At 72.8% G+C, this 17,145-nt stretch carries 19 protein-coding genes; 6 read left to right on the top strand and 13 right to left on the bottom strand.

What is annotated here, in order from left to right; all coding sequences use genetic code 11:
- Positions 1-82 precede the first annotated feature (82 nt).
- A complete protein-coding gene (locus ACFY9V_RS18740; RefSeq protein WP_391161975.1) occupies positions 83-937 on the bottom strand; it encodes a TIGR02452 family protein in 855 nt (284 codons plus the stop codon).
- A gap of 192 nt (positions 938-1,129) precedes the next feature.
- Between ACFY9V_RS18740 and ACFY9V_RS18735 the strand changes: the two genes are divergently transcribed.
- Positions 1,130-1,732, top strand: a complete 603-nt coding sequence (locus ACFY9V_RS18735; protein ID WP_355341153.1) for a DUF1707 domain-containing protein — start codon at positions 1,130-1,132, stop codon at positions 1,730-1,732.
- A gap of 21 nt (positions 1,733-1,753) precedes the next feature.
- On the opposite strand, the gene ACFY9V_RS18730 is transcribed toward ACFY9V_RS18735, so the two are convergent.
- The 3 genes from ACFY9V_RS18730 to ACFY9V_RS18720 all read right to left on the bottom strand — a co-directional run bounded on the left by ACFY9V_RS18730 (position 1,754) and on the right by ACFY9V_RS18720 (position 5,356).
- The gene (locus tag ACFY9V_RS18730; protein WP_391161974.1) at positions 1,754-2,797 is read right to left on the bottom strand and encodes an NAD-dependent epimerase/dehydratase family protein; all 1,044 of its coding nucleotides are present in this window, start codon (positions 2,795-2,797) and stop codon (positions 1,754-1,756) included.
- A gap of 186 nt (positions 2,798-2,983) precedes the next feature.
- Positions 2,984-3,709 (bottom strand): 1-acyl-sn-glycerol-3-phosphate acyltransferase, encoded by a 726-nt coding sequence (locus ACFY9V_RS18725; protein WP_391161972.1) that lies wholly within the window; start codon positions 3,707-3,709, stop codon positions 2,984-2,986.
- 159 nt (positions 3,710-3,868) lie between these two features.
- On the bottom strand, positions 3,869-5,356 hold the full coding sequence (locus ACFY9V_RS18720) for a DHA2 family efflux MFS transporter permease subunit (RefSeq protein ID WP_391161971.1): 1,488 nt from the start codon (positions 5,354-5,356) through the stop codon (positions 3,869-3,871).
- A 118-nt stretch (positions 5,357-5,474) separates the two neighbouring features.
- Between ACFY9V_RS18720 and ACFY9V_RS18715 the strand changes: the two genes are divergently transcribed.
- Positions 5,475-6,191, top strand: a complete 717-nt coding sequence (locus ACFY9V_RS18715; RefSeq protein ID WP_391045120.1) for a TetR/AcrR family transcriptional regulator C-terminal domain-containing protein — start codon at positions 5,475-5,477, stop codon at positions 6,189-6,191.
- A gap of 145 nt (positions 6,192-6,336) precedes the next feature.
- Here ACFY9V_RS18715 and ACFY9V_RS18710 read toward each other — a convergent pair whose 3' ends face one another.
- The 7 genes from ACFY9V_RS18710 to ACFY9V_RS18680 all read right to left on the bottom strand — a co-directional run bounded on the left by ACFY9V_RS18710 (position 6,337) and on the right by ACFY9V_RS18680 (position 13,031).
- Positions 6,337-6,498 carry a hypothetical protein gene (locus tag ACFY9V_RS18710; RefSeq protein ID WP_355341139.1) on the bottom strand — a complete coding sequence of 54 codons (162 nt, stop codon included), beginning with the start codon at positions 6,496-6,498 and terminating at the stop codon, positions 6,337-6,339.
- Between the two features lie 136 nt (positions 6,499-6,634).
- A complete protein-coding gene (locus ACFY9V_RS18705; RefSeq protein WP_391161969.1) occupies positions 6,635-7,687 on the bottom strand; it encodes a hypothetical protein in 1,053 nt (350 codons plus the stop codon).
- Positions 7,688-7,704: 17 nt separating this feature from the next.
- A complete protein-coding gene (locus tag ACFY9V_RS18700) occupies positions 7,705-8,661 on the bottom strand; it encodes a cytochrome c oxidase assembly protein (protein ID WP_391161968.1) in 957 nt (318 codons plus the stop codon).
- Positions 8,662-8,831: 170 nt separating this feature from the next.
- A complete protein-coding gene (locus ACFY9V_RS18695; protein ID WP_188282470.1) occupies positions 8,832-9,857 on the bottom strand; it encodes a 6-phosphofructokinase in 1,026 nt (341 codons plus the stop codon).
- 248 nt (positions 9,858-10,105) lie between these two features.
- Positions 10,106-10,834: a type 1 glutamine amidotransferase gene (locus ACFY9V_RS18690; RefSeq protein ID WP_188282469.1), complete on the bottom strand. Its 729-nt coding sequence runs from the start codon at positions 10,832-10,834 to the stop codon at positions 10,106-10,108.
- A gap of 60 nt (positions 10,835-10,894) precedes the next feature.
- On the bottom strand, positions 10,895-12,133 hold the full coding sequence (locus ACFY9V_RS18685; protein ID WP_355341129.1) for a MurT ligase domain-containing protein: 1,239 nt from the start codon (positions 12,131-12,133) through the stop codon (positions 10,895-10,897).
- Positions 12,134-12,386: 253 nt separating this feature from the next.
- On the bottom strand, positions 12,387-13,031 hold the full coding sequence (locus ACFY9V_RS18680; RefSeq protein WP_391161967.1) for a TetR family transcriptional regulator: 645 nt from the start codon (positions 13,029-13,031) through the stop codon (positions 12,387-12,389).
- Positions 13,032-13,180: 149 nt separating this feature from the next.
- Between ACFY9V_RS18680 and ACFY9V_RS18675 the strand changes: the two genes are divergently transcribed.
- Both ACFY9V_RS18675 and ACFY9V_RS18670 read left to right on the top strand, forming a co-directional pair.
- Positions 13,181-14,413 (top strand): acyl-CoA dehydrogenase family protein, encoded by a 1,233-nt coding sequence (locus tag ACFY9V_RS18675; protein ID WP_355341126.1) that lies wholly within the window; start codon positions 13,181-13,183, stop codon positions 14,411-14,413.
- 142 nt (positions 14,414-14,555) lie between these two features.
- Positions 14,556-15,380, top strand: a complete 825-nt coding sequence (locus ACFY9V_RS18670) for a hypothetical protein (RefSeq protein WP_391161966.1) — start codon at positions 14,556-14,558, stop codon at positions 15,378-15,380.
- A gap of 29 nt (positions 15,381-15,409) precedes the next feature.
- Here ACFY9V_RS18670 and ACFY9V_RS18665 read toward each other — a convergent pair whose 3' ends face one another.
- The gene (locus ACFY9V_RS18665; RefSeq protein ID WP_355341375.1) at positions 15,410-15,577 is read right to left on the bottom strand and encodes a hypothetical protein; all 168 of its coding nucleotides are present in this window, start codon (positions 15,575-15,577) and stop codon (positions 15,410-15,412) included.
- Between the two features lie 183 nt (positions 15,578-15,760).
- On the opposite strand from ACFY9V_RS18665, the gene ACFY9V_RS18660 reads away from it, so the two are divergent.
- Both ACFY9V_RS18660 and ACFY9V_RS18655 read left to right on the top strand, forming a co-directional pair.
- Complete coding sequence (locus ACFY9V_RS18660; protein ID WP_262928374.1) at positions 15,761-15,889, top strand: hypothetical protein; 129 nt, start codon at positions 15,761-15,763, stop codon at positions 15,887-15,889.
- Between the two features lie 94 nt (positions 15,890-15,983).
- Entirely contained in the window at positions 15,984-16,622 is a 639-nt protein-coding gene (locus ACFY9V_RS18655) for a winged helix-turn-helix domain-containing protein (protein ID WP_391161965.1), read from the top strand.
- Here the strand turns inward: ACFY9V_RS18655 and ACFY9V_RS18650 are convergent.
- On the bottom strand, positions 16,606-17,070 hold the full coding sequence (locus ACFY9V_RS18650; RefSeq protein WP_355341116.1) for a universal stress protein: 465 nt from the start codon (positions 17,068-17,070) through the stop codon (positions 16,606-16,608). The two genes, ACFY9V_RS18655 and ACFY9V_RS18650, sit on opposite strands and share 17 nt — an antisense overlap.
- Between the last annotated feature and the right edge of the window lie 75 nt (positions 17,071-17,145).

The raw sequence follows: 17,145 nt of genomic DNA, 5'->3' as shown, positions 1-17,145 counted from the left end.
ACCTTCACGGTGCGGTGGGCCGCCCGCCGCGCATGCGGCGTGACGGCCGCGCCGCCACGGGGCGACGACGACCGCGGTACGGCTACGGTCGCTTCGCGGCGGTGTCGCTGAAGGCGGCGGCGAAGGCCGCACGGGTGGGGGAGTCCGCGCGCCGGTCCAGGACCGCGAAGACGGCCTGGTCGAAGGCGCCCACGAAGCGGCCGTCGCCGGTCAGCAGCCGGGCGAAGGCGGCGGCCACCCGCGCCGGGTCGTTCATGAAGACCCCGCAGCCCCAGGCGCCCAGCACCAGCCGCCGGTAGCCGTGTACGGCGGCCACCTCCAGGACCCGCTCGGCGCGCGCGTCGAGGGCCGCTCCGACGAGGGGCACGCGGTCGGGCGTCGTGCGCGCGATGACCCCGGCGTTCGGCGCGGGCGAGGTGAGGAAGCCGACGGTGTACGGCACGTCGAGCAGCGTGCCGCTGTCGTCGCGGAAGACCGGCACGGCGGGGGAGTGGATGACGCGGTCGCTGTAGAAGACATCGGTGTCCGCCCGGTGGTGGGCGTAGAACTCGGGCGCGCGCAGCAGACAGGTGTAGAGCGCGGAGGAACGGCACAGCGCCTCCTCCTGCGCCTGCGCTCCCTTGACGTAACCGCCGCCGGGGTTGCGTGCGGAGGCGAAGTTGAGCACGGCCACCGCGCCGCCCGCGGCGTCTGCCGCGACCAGCCTGGCCGCCGCCTCCATGCTGCTCTCCGGCGTCACCTCGCAGCGCACGGGCCCGTCGCCCCACGCTCCCTCGCCGGGGACCGCGACCGGCGCGGGGCCGTACATCCGGGTCCCGTCGGCCGCCGCCGCGACGGCCTCGCCGAGCGGGACGTACCGTCCGGCCGGGGAGTCGTACCCGCCTTCCGCCGCGATCCGCTGATTCTCCGTGGCGATGTTCCGCAGACGAGCACTCATGCCCAGGACGGTAGGGCGTGTACGGGCTCCGGCGCGAGTGAATTCGGGCGGTCGCGGCGGCCGTCGGGCCGATCCGTACGGGCTGATCCCGGACTTCGTACGGCTTCGTCCGGCCTTCCGGCCGGCTTCTTGCGGGCAGCGGTAGACGCGATATATCGTGAGTCGCGTTCCGTTTCCCTGGGAGGTAGTGCCGTGTCCGAGCTGTCCCCGAAGGCGCGTTCCGGCGAGCCGAGGATGCGGGCGTCCGACGACGAGCGCGACCGTACGGCGGCGCTGCTGGCGGAGGCCTTCGCCGCGGGCCGGCTGACCGCCGAGGAGCACGCCGAGCGGATGGAGGCGGCCTACGCCGCCAGGACCCGCGGCGACTTGGCGCCGCTCACCGCCGATCTGCCCGCCCCCGCGCCCGGCGCCCCGCTCGCCTCGCCCGCCGACAACGAGGCGGTGCGGGCGCTGTTCAGCAAGGTCCGCCGCTCGGGCCAGTGGCCGGTGCCGCCGCACACCGTCGTACGGGCCAGCTTCGGCGCCGTCGTGATCGACCTGCGGCAGGCGGTGTTCACCCGCCGCGAGGTGGTCATCCAGGCCGACTCCTTCTTCGGCAAGGTCGAGGTCATCGTCCCCGACCACGCGCAGGTCTACGACGTCGGCACGGCGCTGTTCGGCAAGCGCTCCCAGCACGGCCGCCGCAGCGACAAGAGCGGCGTGGACGGACCGGTCGTACGGATCACCGGACGCTCCGTCTTCGGCCACGTCCGGGTGATGCGCCGCTTCAAGTGGCCCTGGCGGGACGGCCGCTGACGCCGCGGTGCCGACCGGGCGTCACGCCCCGCGCCCGGCCAGCCAGCGGTCCTCGGCCGCGTAGTCGAACCAGTCGCCGTGCTCCGACAGCCGCGCGGGCAGCGGGAACACCTCGCGCCAGTCCGCCTTGTCCAGCTCCGCCGCCAGCCAGGCCACCGTCCCCGGCAGCGACTCCTCGTACGAGGTGACCGCGCGGTAGCCCAGTTCGCGCTCGGCCGCCGACATGTCCAGCACCATCGGGTACGGCATGCCCCACGGAGTGTCGCCCACGGTCGGCTCCGGCGGCGGCCCGTCCACCAGCACGGTCTCGCTGGTCACACCGAGCGCCCGGTCCACCGCTGCGGAGATCTCCGCGACCGTCGGCACCCGCGGATCACCCGCGTTGAGCGCGCGGGAGCCCGGCTTCGCCGCCGCCAGCCGGACCAGCTCGGCGATGTTCGACGCGTGCACCGGATGGAACCGGCTCCTGCCCCCGTACGCCAGCACCCGCACCGGACGGCCGTCCAGCGCGCGTTTGACGAAGTAGATCTCACGCGGCAGCGGACTGTGCGGGCCGTGGATCGCCCCGGCGCGCAGCAGCGTCGACGGCAACCGCTCGCCCGCCTCCAGCAGTGTCCGCTCCAACTCGACCTTGCGGGTGCCGTACGTCGAGGGGCCCGGCGCGACCGTCGCGCAGGTCTCCGGGAGCGGCACCGGGAAGCGCGGGGAGCCGTCCGGCTCGGCCTGCGTGTCGAAATTGCGGCCCGCCTCGTCCTCGTACACCGCCGCGCTGGAGATCACCACCGCGGAACCGATCCGGTCGGACAGCGACAGCAACTGCCGCGCGTCGGCGCCGTCGTAGGCCACACAGTCCAGTAGGACGTCGCAGCCGTCGCCGAGCGCCGCGGCCAGCGCGGCGCTGTCCGAGCGGTCCACCCGGACCGTACGCACGCCCGGCGGCCACCCCTCGTCCGATCCGCCGCCGCGCGAGGCGGCCGTCACCTGCCAGCCGTCCGCGGCCAGGGCGCGTACGGCCTGCCGCCCGATCTGTCCAGAAGCGCCGATCACGAACGCGGTTCCCGTCATGGTGAGGACGCTATGCGGGCGGGCACCGCGCGGAACAGAGGGGTTCGCCCTGCGCGGATTCGCCCTCGGCGCAACCCCGGCAGCGCGAGAAGGAGCCCCGGCAGCGCGAGAAGGAGCCCCGGCAGCGCGTGGCGGGGTCCCGGCGGGGCGCGGCGCGATCCCGGCGGGGCGGGAACAGGCCCCGGATCAGGACGACTTGCGGCGCAGCCGCCCCCCGGTGCCGCCCTGCGCGAGCGCCGCCTGCTCGGCCTTCACCTCGCCCGCGTACCGGTCCACGTACTCCTGCCCGGACATCGCCATGATCGCGTACATGATCTCGTCGGTCACCGACCGCACCACGTACCGCTCTTCCTCCATGCCGAAGAAGCGGCTGAAGTCCAGCGGCTCGCCGAAGCGGATGGTGACCCGGCCGATCCGCGGGAACTTCCGTCCCGGCGGCTGGAGTTCGAAGGTGCCGAGCACCGCGCAGGGGATCACGGGGGCCTGGGCGCGCAGCGCCATCAGCGCGACACCGGTCTTGCCGCGGTACAGCCGCCCGTCGTGCGAGCGGGTGCCCTCCGGGTAGATGCCCAGCAGCTCGTCGCGCTCCAGGACCTCGATCGCCGCGGTGACGGCCGCCTGCGACGCCTTGCCGCCCGACCGGTCGACCGGGATCTGTCCGACGCTGCGGAAGAACGCCGCCGTCAGCCGCCCCTTCAGACCGGGACCGGTGAAGTACTCGGCCTTGGCCAGGAAGGTGATGCGGCGCGGCAGGATCGCGGGCATCACGAAATGGTCGGTGAACGACAGGTGATTGCCCGCGATAATCGCCCGGCCGCTCTCGGGGATGTTCTCCATCCCCTCGATCCGGGGCCGGAACATCAGCCGCAACAGCGGCCCGAGGACCACGTACTTGAGCAGTCGGTAGAACACGGTGGCTGCCTCCCCTGACCCGTCCCGGTGCGCCCGGAGAGCGGTGCCCCGATCCTCGGTGCCCCGGCAGAGTAGTGCCCGCGCCCCCGCCGCGCGAGCCCGGAGCACGCCCGCGACCCGCGCCTTTGCCCGGCCCGGGGCGTACGCACGGTTCTCCGGTCAGTGTCCGGCCGGCCCCGACTCCTCGCCCTGCCCGGCGTGTTGGGCCGCGCGCGGCATCAGGAAGGCCACCAGGAAGGCGGCGGCGAGCCCGCCCGCCGCCATCAGCAAGGTGGCCACGGCCGCCGCGCCCATGCCGTGTCCGGTCCGGGCGAAGAAGGCCGTGCCCAGGACGGCGACGCCGATCGAACCGCCGAGCTGCTGAACCGCGTTGAGCACCCCGGAGGCGGAGCCGGTCTCCTGGTCGGACACACCCGCCAGCGCGATGTCGAAGAACGGCGCCATCACCACACCGAGTCCCGCGCCGCTGACCAGCAGGGACGGTACGAGCTGCCAGCTCGTCACGGAGTCGCCCGCCAGGCGCACGGTCAGCGCCACCGCGCCCACGGACAGCGCGGTGAGCAGCAGCCCGCCCTGTACGGCACGGCGGCCGTAGCGCGGGCCGAGCCACATGCCGGACAGCGTCGCGCCGACGGCGGAGCCGAACGCCCAGGGGATCATCGTCGCGCCCGCGTGCAGGGCGCTGAAGCCGAGCCCGTACTGGAGGTAGAGGGTGACCACCAGCATCAGGCCGGTCAGCGCCGCGAAGAAGACCAGGCCGACGGCGAGGGAGCCGGTGTAGCCGCGGTGCCGGAACAGTCCCGGCTCGATCAGCGGCGAGCCGCCGCGGGCCCGTACCGACTTCTGGTAGCGCGCGAAGAGGACGAGGACCGGTACGGACGCCGCCATGCAGAGGTGACTCCACAGCGGCCAGCCCAGGTCGCGGCCCTGCACCAGCGGATAGACCAGCAGCAGAACGGCGACGCTGAGGATGCCGACACCCGGCACGTCGAGCCGGGGCGGCCGTGGCGCGCGGCTCTCCGGCAGTACGTGCAGGGCGGCGGCGAAGGCGACGAGCGCGATCGGCACATTGATCAGGAAGATCGCCCGCCAGCCGGTGCCGAAGAGATCGGCGTCGGTCAGGAAACCGCCGAGCACCGGACCGGCGACCGCCGCCAGACCCATCACCGGACCGAACACGCCGAAGGCGGCGCCCATTTCGGCCGGCGGAAAGACCTCCCTGATCAGGCCGAGGCCCTGCGGCACCATCATCGCGGCGAACGCGCCCTGCGCCGCCCGCATGCCGATCAGCATGTCCGCGGAGCCCGAGCAGGCGCACAGCAGCGAGCAGACCGCGAAGCCCGCCACCCCGATCAGGAACATCCGGCGGCGGCCGACGATGTCACCGAGCCGCGCCCCGGTGATCATCAGGACGGCGAAGGCGAGGGTGTACGCGGCGGCGATCCACTGGATACGGGTGGAGCTGCCGCCGAAGTCCGCCTGGATCGAGGGCGAGGCCACGCCGACGATCGTGGCGTCCAGCAGGTCCATCACCTCCACGGCCAGGACCACGGCGAGGGCGAGCCAGCGCAGCCGCGCACCGCCGGCCGGGGCCGCGTCCGGCTCCGACGCGCGATCCGGGTCCTCGGTGAGGGTCGATGCGGTCACGGTGATTCCTCCGGGCGGTGGCGGGACGGCGTGCTGTGAACGAACACTGTTCTACTTACGAACACTGTTCGCGTCAAGTACGATGTTCGCAGCCGCTGTCCCTGGAGGTTCCACCGCCGTGACCGAGATCCCCGCCCCGCCCTGGGGACCGACCCGCAAGCGCGCGCCGCGCCGCGTCCTCAGCCAGGACGGGATCATCGCGGCGGCCCTGCGGATCGTCGACACCGAGGGCATCGACGCGATGAGCATGCGCCGGGTCGCCCAGGAGCTGGGCACGGGAGCGGCCTCCCTCTACGCGCACGTCGCCGGGCGGGACGAGCTGATCGCCCTGGTCCTCGACCGGGTCAGGGCCGAGATCCACTGCCCGGTCCCCGACCCCGAGCGGTGGCAGGAGCAGGTGAAGGACGTGATGCGGCAGGCCCGCGCGGCGCTGGCCGCGCACGGCGACCTGGCCCGGCTCTCGATCGAGATCGGCGTCCCCACCGGTGAGAACGCGATGCGCACGGCCGAGGGCGTGCTCGCCATCCTCGCCGCGGGGCGACTGCCCGTGCAGGTCTGCGCCTACGGGGTCGACGCGCTCGCGCTGTACGTCACCGCCGCCGCGGCCGAGGAGGCCGCCCTCGCCTTCCGCACCGGCGTCACGACGGCGGGCAAGGACGACTTCCTCGCCCAGGTCCGCGACTACTACAAGAGCCTGCCCAGCGGGCAGTTCCCCGTCATCACCGGCATGGTCGACGAGCTGATGCGGGACGTCGGCGACGAACGCTTCGAATTCGGCCTCGACCTGCTGGTCTCCGGCCTCGCCCGGCACGCGGTCCCGGCGGCGGGGGAGTAGGCCACCCGCGCAGATCCGGCCGCCCGCTCGTATCCGGCCGCCTGCCCAGATCCGGCAGCCCGCCCGTATCCGGATCAGGCCGGTCGGCCGCCCGCCCGGCCCGGGACTCGCTCAGCCGGCCCGCTCGTTCGGCGCGCCCGCACACTCAGTGCGGCTCCCGGATCGCCGCCGCCCCCGCCGTGCACAGCCCCAGCACCACCCAGCCGAACCACAGCCAGCCGTTCGACCCCAGTGCCACGGTGTAGGCGACCACCGCGACCAGAAACGCCACCGTGGTCAACGCCATCGCTTTCACGGAACCCGGCATCGCACGCCTCCCTTCCGCAGGCGCGTGCGCGCACCCGCCGACGAGGCGGAAGCCGTATCGCGGCCCTTCCTTCATGGTGACCCCACGGGCACCCCGCGCGCCACCACGCCTCACGGCCCGCCGCGCGCCAGGCCGCTCACCACTCCCCGTCGGTCACCCGGCCCGGATCGTCGCCCAGGTGCTCGACCTGCTCCGGCTTCGGCGGCGCCCACGGCTGCTCGTCGTCGCCCAGCCAGTCACCGACCGGCCTAACCCCGGTCAACGGCTCGGTGGCGGCCAGATCCTCGCCGTCCGCGTCGTAGTAGTCGAACCACGGCAGCCCCGCCGCGTTGTACGCCGCCCGGTCCACCGGGGACGCGGGCGCCGGTTCGCCGGTGATCTCCCGCCACTGCGGGGCCGTCGCCAGATGGACGAAGACCCGGCCGGACGGCTTCTTCCGCCAGTCCTGCGCGGGCCGCTCGTCGCGGTACACCTCCTGGCGCATCCGGCCGCCCGCGCCGAGCCCCATCGCGGGCGCCGACCTGGCCGCCATCGGTGCGGGCGGCGGCACGGGACCCGCGCCGGGGGCCATCGACGGGAGCGCGGGTCCGCCGTACCCCCCGGCCGCCTGCGCCGACACACCCCACGGCCCGTTCGTCGTCACCGTCCTGCGGCTCTGCTCGGCGCGCCAGCGCGCCAGCGGCTCCTCGCGCAGCTCGAACACCTGGAGCTGCACCCCGCCCCAGACCTCCTCGCCGGAGACCTGCCCCTCCACGGTCGCCCCGAGCCCCAGGGGCACGGCCACGAACTGCCGGATCGTGCCGGGGCCGGAGTTGATGCCGTCCAGCCACGGCTGCCGGGGCAGCACCACGTAATTCTGCGGATCGCGCGACAGCCGGTCGCTCCACGGCCGGCCCGACACCGCGCACACCTTCCCGACACCGACCTGGAGGGCGGCGGGCGCGGCCGAGGAGAAACTGAGCCACATCGCCTCGCGCTGATACACCGGCAGCAGCACCCCGCCGTGCGCGCGCCACCGCTCCGGAGTCCGCCCGGCGAAGTCGCCCACGCGGCGCAGCGGGAAGGAGCCCAGACCGGGCGGCAGCGGGTGCGTGCCCTTCTCGGGCAGCCGCAGCGTCCGCATGAAGCGGACCGTCACCCCGCCGGGCAGCTCCAGCGCCGCCCCCGAGATCCGTACCTGTTCGCCCATCCCGGGCCCCCCCTCCGTCAGCCGCGACCGCGCGCCTCCAACGATGCCAAATACGCGTTGTACGCGACGAGTTCCGCGTCACCGTCGCGGTCCGCGGCCCGGTCGCCGCGCCGTGCCTGCCGCTGCTCGGAGGTGTACCACTGGAAGAGCAGCGCCACCAGCACGACGACCGACGGGATCTCGCTGAACGCCCAGGCGATGCCGCCCGCCGCCGTCTGGTCGCCGAGCGCGTCGATGCCCAGCGAGGCGGGCGGGTGCTCGAAGGTGGTCAGCATCGGCTCGCTGGCCATCATGACCGCGATGCCGAAGAACGCGTGGAAGGGCATCCCCGCGAACAGCTCCAGCATCCGCATCACATAACCGGGCCGGTGCGGCCCCGGGTCGACGCCCATGATCGGCCAGAAGAACAGCAGGCCCACCAGCAGGAAGTGCACCATCATCGCGATGTGCCCGGTCTTGGTGTGCATCAACGTGTCGAAGATCGGCGAGAAGTACAGCCCGTACAGGCTCGCGATGAACAGCGGGAGCGTGAAGGCCGGGTGCGTGATGATCCGCAGATACCGGCTGTGCAGCAGCCTCACCAGCAGCTCGCGCGGTCCGGTGCGCCCGCGCTCGGCGGCGGGCAGCGCCCGCAGCGTCAGCGTCACCGGGGCGCCCAGCAGGATCAGGATCGGCGAGAGCATGCTCAGCACCATGTGCTGCACCATGTGCACGCTGAACATGACCATGCCGTAGTCGTTGAGCTTGGTGCACATCACCAGAGCGACCGTCAGCACCCCTGTGACGAACGCCACGGTACGGCCGGGCGACCACGAGTCGCCGCGCCGCCGCAGCCGCAGCACACCCCAGCCGTAGAGGACCAGCGCCACCAGGCAGCCGATGAGGAAGAACGGATCGCCGCCGCTGAACGACAGCCCCCGGCCGAGGGTGAACGGCGGCAAGTCCATGTGCATGCCGTGTCCGCCGTGGTCCATCCGTCACTCTCCTGTCGCGCCGGGCCGCGTGCTGCCGGTCCGGCCCGTGCTCCGATTCGACCCTTGTGCCCGCTCCAGAGTAGAACCGCCCCCGGACGCCGATTCGGCCGGGGGCGGGGAGCGCCGACCCACGTGGTCGGAGCACGTCATGAAGCGTCAGGACACGCCACTCACAGCACGCACTCGGCCTCGACGTACCGCTCGGCGGGCACCGTCTTCAGGTGCTCGACGGCCTCCCCGAGCGGGACCAGCGTGATGTCGGTGCCGCGCAGCGCCGTCATCATGCCGAACCGGCCCTTGTGGACGGCCTCCACGGCGTGCCAGCCGAAGCGGGTGGCGAGAACGCGGTCGTACGCGGTGGGCGTGCCGCCGCGCTGGACGTGCCCGAGGATGACCGGCCTGGCCTCCTTGCCCAGCCGCTCCTCCAGCTCGACCGAGAGCTGGTTGGCGACGCCGCTGAACCGCTCGTGGCCGTAGATGTCGGTCGCGCCCGACGTGAAGTCCATGGTGCCCTCGCGCGGCTTGGCGCCCTCGGAGACCACCACGATCGCGAACTTCTTGCCCGCCTCGAACCGCTGGCCGACGACCCGTGCCAGCTCCGACACGTCGAACGGCCGCTCCGGCACCAGGATCGCGTGCGCGCCCGCCGCCATCCCGGAGTGCAGCGCGATCCACCCGGTGTGCCGCCCCATGACCTCCACGATCAGCACCCGCTGGTGCGACTCGGCGGTGGTCTTGAGCCGGTCCAGGGCCTCGGTGGCCACCATCACGGCGGTGTCGAAGCCGAAGGTCACGTCCGTGGACGCGATGTCGTTGTCGATGGTCTTGGGCACACCGACGATGGGCAGGCCCGCGTCCGACAGCAGCCGGGCCGCCTTGAGGGTGCCCTCACCGCCGATCGGGATGATCGCGTCCAGGCCCAGGTCGGCCACGTGGCCCCTGGCCTGTTCGACCCCGCCGCGCAGGTGGGCGGGCTGGACCCGCGAGGAGCCGAGGATCGTGCCGCCGCGCGCGAGGATGCCGCTCACGGCATCGAGGTCCAGCTTGCGGTAGTCGCACTCGAGCAGGCCCTTCCACCCGTCGTGGAAGCCGATGACCTCGTCACTGTGGTCCACCACGGCGCGGTGCACCACGGACCGGATGACGGCGTTCAGCCCGGGGCAGTCGCCGCCGCTGGTCAGCACACCAATACGCATTGCTCTCGTTACTCCCGCAACTCGACCGGACGGCCGGACCCCGTCGTCCGGATGGATCGCAGCCAGCTTACCGAGAGCGGCTGTCACGCCTCCACGGCGACCGAACTGCGGACACCTGACGATTACTCAAACTCCGGGGAACGCCTGCGCAGCGTGACGGACCCACCTCGGACCCCCGCCGACGCACGACGCCCGCGCCCTCCTGCGAGGACACGGGCGCGGTACGGGTCAGGCGGGTCGGAACGGTGTCACGCGGGCTGTACGGCCGCCGCGATCCGCTCGGCGCGCAGCGCCTCGAACCACTGGTCGTCGACCGGCGGCAGCGCGTTGACGTCCAGCGCGAGCTTGATCAGCAGGTCGGCGATCTGCGGATTGCGGGCCATCACCGGACCGTGCATGTACGTGCCGAAGACCGTGTCGTTGAAGGCGCCCTCGGTGCCGTCCCCCGTGCCGTTGCCCTTGCCCATCCGCAGCCGGGCCAGCGGCCTGGCCTGCGGGCCGACATGGGTGACGCCCTGGTGGTTCTCGAAGCCGGTCAGCGGCGGCAGATTGAGGTGCGGGTCGATGTCGGCCAGGACGTCGCCGACGCACCGCTCGCCCTCGCCGCGCACGCTCACCACGTCGAGCAGGCCGAGGCCCGGCTCGGGGCGGCCCAGGTCGTTGACGAACTCGTGGCCGAGGATCTGGTAGCCCGCGCAGACCGAGAAGACGATCGCGCCGTTGGCGACCGCGCGGTTCAGCCCGCCGTCGCGGCGCAGCCGCTCCGCGGCCAGCCGCTGCGGGCGGTCCTCGCCGCCGCCGATCAGATAGATGTCCCCGGACGTCGGCACCGGCTGGTCGGAGCGGACGTCGACCCGGGTGACCGGCACCCGGCGCTGCTGGGCGCGGCGCTCCACGACCAGCGCGTTGCCCTGGTCGCCGTAGGTGCTCAGCAGGTCGGGGTAGACCCACACCAGGCGGAGGCTGGACTCACTCATGCGTGCTTCTCCTTGTCCGTCGTCAGCAACGTGACGCGATGTGACGCGACGTGGTCGCGGTCAGTTGCCGACCCGGCGGCGCAGGTCCTGGAAGGCGGTGTAGTTGGCGATGGCCTCGATCCGGCCGGGCGGCGCGGAGCGCACCGCCTCGTCGAGGTTGGCGCAGACCCGGAACTGGAGCCCGGCGACCTCCAGGCGGACCGCGAGGTCCAGCTTGCGGTCGCCGATCACCATGATCGGGTGTCCGGCCAGCCGGGTGTAGTCCACGTCCCACAGCCAGGAGGTGTCGGTGCCGTCGGCGCCGCGCGCGTTGACCGACAGGATCACCGGGGTGGGCGGGCCGTCGATCAGCGAGAAGGTCTCCAGCCAGCCGGCCGGGTTCTTCGCCAGCAGCAGCCGCAGTTCGCGCTGCTGGAAGCTCACCACGTCGTACCGGCCCGCGACCGCCTGCACCGCGTACATCCGCTCCAGCGCGACCTTGGGGTCGATGCCGAAGGCCGCGGCGGCGGCGGCCGAGACCGCCGCGTTCGACTTGTTGGCGCGGCCCGGGAGCTGGAGGTGGATCGGCCAGGCGGAGCCGTGCGGGTCGATCACGTGGTCGCCGGACAGCGCCCAAGTCGGGGTGGGGCGGCGGAAGCCGCACTCGGCGCAGAACCAGTCCTCCGACGGGCGTTGCAGGACGCCGCCGCAGGACGGGCACGACCAGGCGTCGTCCTTCCACTCCTGGCCCGCCGCGACCCACACCACGGTCGGGCTGGAGGAGGCGGCCCAGGTGATCAGCGGGTCGTCGGCGTTGGCGATGATGATCGCCTCGACGCCTGCCAGGCCCTCGCGCCACTTCTCGGCCAGCATGCGGGTCTCGGCCGCGCGGTCGAGCTGGTCGCGGGAGAGGTTGAGCAGCGCGATGGCCTTGGGGGCGACGTCGCGGGCGACGCCCGCCAGGTACTTCTCGTCGACCTCGATCACGCCGAAGCGCGCCTCGGAGCCGCCCGCCAGCGCGGAGGTGATCCCCGCGGGCATGTTCGCGCCGAGCGCGTTGGAGACGACGGGGCCGCCCGCGCGCAGCGCCTCGGCCAGCAGCCGGGTGGTGGTGGTCTTGCCGTTGGTCGCCGACACCAGGATCACGTCGAGGTGCCGGGCGAGCCTGGCCAGCAGGTCGGGGTCGAATCTCAGCGCCACCTTGCCGCCGATCACCGAGCCGCTGCCACGGCCTGCCGCACGCGACACGCCCGCCGCCACCTTGCCCGCCGTCACGGCCAGTTTCGCCCGCGGCGACAGCGGCTCCGAGTTGCCTGCCATCGTCTCTCTTCCTCCTCGACTGCGACCGGCCCCGCTGCCCCGTGGCGGCTGGTTGTACGCCTCCGAGCGCCACTTGGGCGGCCGACAAGGTTCGGTCCCGGCTCAGCCTATCGACTCCGGGCCCCCGGACCGCACCGCGCCGCCCCGGTCGGACCGTGCGCCGAACTCCACGCGCACCGGGGGCATCCGCGCCACCGGCGCTGTCTGTGGGGACGGGTGCGGCCCGCTCGCGGTTCCTGATCCGCCCGCCGCGTCACAGCCCCGGGCTGCCCGCCCGGTCGCCGGCCGCCGCGAGGCGGCCCCACAGCAGGTCGGCCAGGTGCCTGACCAGCTGGTCGCGGGAGAACGGCCGCTCGCCGAGCCACCAGTCGCCCGCCGCGTACATCATGCCGACGATGCCGTGTCCCCAGGCGCGGGCGAGCTGCTCCGAGTCGGGGCCGAGGTCGAGGCGTTCGGCGATCACCTCGGCCAGGTCCTCGCCCATGCGGCGCAGCAGCGGTACGGAGTGCCGTCCGGCGTCCAGTCCCTTGTCGCCGTCGGCAGGCGCCTCGGCCGGGTGCATCAGGAAGCGGTAGACCTGCGGGTGGGCCTCGATGGCGGACAGATACGCGTGCAAGGTGGCCTCGACGCGGTCCCTGCGGTCGCCGGGGGAGTCCAGCGCGGCCCGCAGGGTGGCCAGCAACGCGTCGGTGTGCCGCTTGGCCAGCGCCCGGTACAGGCCGCTCTTGTCGCCGAAGTGCCGGTAGAGGATCGGCTTGGTGATGCCCGCCTCGGCGGCGATGGCGTTCATGGACGCCTCGGGCCCGTCCCGCAGGACGACGCGGTCGGCCGCTTCGAGCAGCTCCGCCCGGCGCCGCTCCGTGGCCGTCCGCTGGTCCTGCCGCTGGCCGGTGTCCACCCGCGCCTCCCCAATTGTTCGATTGCTGGTGGTCAGCGCAACGTAACACCCCGCCAGCCGCCCCCCGCGCGCGGCGGAATGAGTTGACATGGCCTACCGGTCGGTAACAGACTGCTGTTACCGCTAGTAACTGGCACGTGGAGGGGAAGATGGGCGACTTCACGCTCGAACTCAATGACGACCAGCAGTCCGTGCGCGACTGGATCCACGGCTTCGCCGCCGACGTGATGCGCCCGGCCGCCGCCGAATGGGACGAGCGCGAGGAGACCCCGTGGCCCATCATCCAGGAGGCCGCCAAGATCGGACTGTACTCGCTGGACTTCTACGCCCAGCAGTTCTTCGACCCCACGGGCCTGGGCATCCCGCTCACCATGGAAGAGCTGTTCTGGGGTGACGCGGGCATCGCCCTGTCCATCGTCGGCACCGGACTCGCCGCCGTGGGCGTCCTCGCCAACGGCACCGAGGAGCAGATCGGCACCTGGGTCCCGCAGATGTACGGCGACGCCGACGACGTCAAGCTCGCCGCCTTCTGCTCCTCCGAGCCCGACGCGGGCTCCGACGTCTCCGCGATGCGCACCCGCGCCGTCTACGACGAGGCCACCGGCGAGTGGGTGCTCAACGGCACCAAGACCTGGGCCACCAACGGCGGCATAGCCAACGTCCACGTCGTCGTCGCCGTGGTCGACCCGGAGCTGGGCACCAAGGGCCACGCCTCCTTCATCGTGCCGCCCGGCACTCCCGGCCTGTCCCAGGGCCAGAAGTTCAAGAAGCACGGCATCCGCGCCTCGCACACCGCCGAGGTCGTCCTGGAGGACGTACGGATTCCCGGCGACTGCCTGCTCGGCGGCAAGGACAAGCTCGACGAGCGGCTGGCACGGGCCCGCGAGCGGGCCAAGTCGGCCCATGGCGGCGAGCGGGTGAAGAACGCGGCGATGGCCACCTTCGAGGCCTCCCGCCCGGCGGTCGGCGCCATGGCCGTCGGCACGGCGCGCGCCGCGTACGAATACGCCCTCGAATACGCCACCGGCCGCGAGCAGTTCGGCCGCCCGATCATCGACAACCAGGGCGTCGCCTTCCAGCTCGCCGACATGCGCACCCAGATCGACGCCGCCCGCCTCCTGGTCTGGCGCGCCTCCTGGATGGCGACGGCGGGCAAGCCCTTCACCTCCGCCGAGGGCTCGATGTCCAAGCTCTTCGCCAGCGAGACCGCCAAGAAGGTCACCGCCCAGGCCATCCAGATCCTCGGCGGCAACGGCTACACCCGTGAGTACCCGGTGGAGCGCATGCACCGCGACAGCGCGATCTACACGATCTTCGAGGGCACCAGCGAGATCCAGCGTCTGGTCATCGCCCGCACGCTGTCCGGGATGCCGCTGCGCTGAGGCGGCGTGACGGCACAGGGCTCAGGGGCGGACGCCGGGGGTGTCCGCCCCTGACGCATGTCCCGGCGGCCACCCCCTCGTTGGGCAGGGTGTACATCATCCGATACGCGCCGATTTCCGGCGCAAGCCCCGGGGAGGGCCGATGGCCGACCCGCAGTGGAAACGACTCATCGAACACGTCATGGCGGTCCCGGAACGCGTCTACGAGCACTGGAGCGGCGCCGACGGTTGGGACAACGACACCGAATTCGGCAAGGAGTACGGAGAGAACCGCGTCTCCTGGTGCGTGATCTTCGACTGGGACATGTACCACGACGTCGGTCTCGCCCAGGCCGTCCCGAAGACCGACAACGTGACCGCGTTCAGCGCATGGGCCCGACGCAAGGGCGCCTGGTCCGCGTACCCGAGCATCGGCGCCTGGGTGAATCTGGACGGCGGCGGGCACACCGAGATCGTCACCGGCTTCGACGAGCGCTACGTCCACACCAAGGGCGGCAACAGCGTGAAGGCCGGGGCCACCGACCGGGGCCAGGGCAACGGCGTGTGGTCGCACCGTGAACTGCGTCACGCCCAGCGCGTCACCGGCTACTTCGCGCCGCGCTTCCCCGACGGGATCTGCCCGCCGACCGCGGACCCCGCCGACCCGCGCGGCGGCACGGCGGTCGCCTCCTACCGAGTGCGCCCGACCGCCACCACGCACCCGGCGCCCGCGTTCCCCGGCCGTGAGTACTTCGTCCTCGGCGCGGTCAGCGACCACACCCTGCTGCTCCAGACCTGGCTGCAACGCGGCAACTGGGGCCCGCCGTACAAGGTCGGCCCGTCCCGCACCATGACCGCGCTCGACCTGACCAAGGTCAAGGCCCTCCAGCGGCACTACGTCGCCGCGCTCGGCCCGGCGGACGGCGCCGTCGGGCCGCTGACCTGGCTGTACGCCTACGAGGTCGCGTACGGCCTGCGCGCGAGATGACCGCCGCCGCCCGGCGCGGCCCCGCGTGACTAGTCCCCGTCGTTGCGGTAACCGCGCAGCAGGAACCAGGCGAGGAACACCACACCGACCACCGAGACGACGATGATGCTGCGCATCACCGGACCGGGGCCGGGCGAATTCGACATCGCGAACGTCGTGACGTCGTGGAACGCGCCGAGATCCATGTGGGTATGCATGGGGGTACTCCTAATGGTCCGGCTGCCCAGGGTAGACCCGCGCCCCGAGCCGTCCGCGCTCCGGGTCGGCCCGCGCGCCGACCCGGAGCGCGCGCCCAGGTCAGTGGCCGGAATGCGGGCAAAGCGGCACCAGTGTGTCCGGGCGGTCACCGCACGCGCACGTCGTCTGGTTCAATAGGACACATGGCCAGCACTACTGACTCCGGGACAGGTCGCGACGACCTCGAACCCTTCTGGCCGTCCCGGCAGGAGCACCACTTCGACCGCTGGTGTTGCCGCGCGACCCCCGCGCGGACCCGCGTCCTGAGCTGACCCCGCCGCACCGGCCTCCGAGCCGCTGCCCGCAGCCACCGGTCCCCGCGCAATACGGCGTCCTGACGACCCCATCGCGCGAAAGAGCCGAATCATGTCGAACCTGCCGAACGTCCACTCCCTTTCCACGCTGCCCGCCCGACCGGGCGGAGCGCCCTCCTCCGGCGGCGCTCCGGCCGTCAACCGGCAGCGACTGCGCGCCGTACGCCCCGACGAGGTGCCGCCCGCACCGGACTTCCTGCCGCCCGGCGCCACCTGGCTGCCCGCGCCGGGACATGTGCTGCCCACCATCCCCGGCGGCGCCCCGATGGTCGGTTACCTGGTGCTCGTCCCGGCCGAGCAGGTCCCGACCGCCGTCCCCGCCCCGGCCCCCGAGTTCCGCACCGGCCGGGCGGAGACCTCCGACCCGCTGTCCCAGGTGCCGATCAGCATCGACGACGAGCGCCGCACCGCCGCGGTCGACGGTCGCCAACTCGACCTGACCTACCTGGAGTTCGAACTGCTCGCGCACCTCGTCGCGCACCCGCACCGGGTGCACTCGCGCGACCAGCTCGTGACCACGGTCTGGGGATACGGGCATGTCGGCGACGGCCGCACGGTCGACGTCCACGTCGCCCGGCTGCGCCGCAAGCTCGGCGCGGAGCACCGCGCCAGCATCGTGACGGTGCGCCGGGTCGGCTACAAGTACGCCCCCGCCGCGCCGGTATCGACCGCGGCTACGGCACGACCGTGACCGGCCACCGTCCGGCTTTCACGAGCCGGACGGCGACCGAGCCGACGAACCGGTGCCCGGCGCGCTCCGAGGCGCCCACCACGACCGCGTCCGCGGTGAGCTGTTCCGCGGCCGTGGTCAGGCCGTTGTAGGGGTCGCCGCGGAAGGTGTGGAACTCCCACCGCACCGTGAACGTCCCCTGCAACCGCTCGACGGAGTCGCGGATCTCCGCCATGAGCTGCTCGGCGATCCCGGTGTCGACCTCCGACACCGGGACCCCGAGGGCGGCGCCGGTCGGCATGTACGGCTGCACGTAGACCAGGGCGAGCAGCGCGTGCTGCCGCCGCGCGAGCCCCGCCGCGTACGCGGCGGCCCGCCACGACGTGTCGGAGCCGTCCAGTCCGGCGAGGATGACCTTCGGTCCGTCCGTGCCGCGCTCGAAGTGCGCCGGCAGCTTCTGCTCTTCCACGCGCGCCAGGCTATCGGCCTCCGGCCTGCGGTTTCATCCCCCGGCACGCAGCGTTCTCACTCCAATGGGCGTATT

Source organism: Streptomyces sp. NPDC008317 (assembly GCF_042955955.1).
Classification (GTDB): Bacteria; Actinomycetota; Actinomycetes; order Streptomycetales; family Streptomycetaceae; genus Actinacidiphila.
Note: the sequence above shows the minus strand (reverse complement) of the source record. Positions and strands in the feature narration are given on the sequence as shown.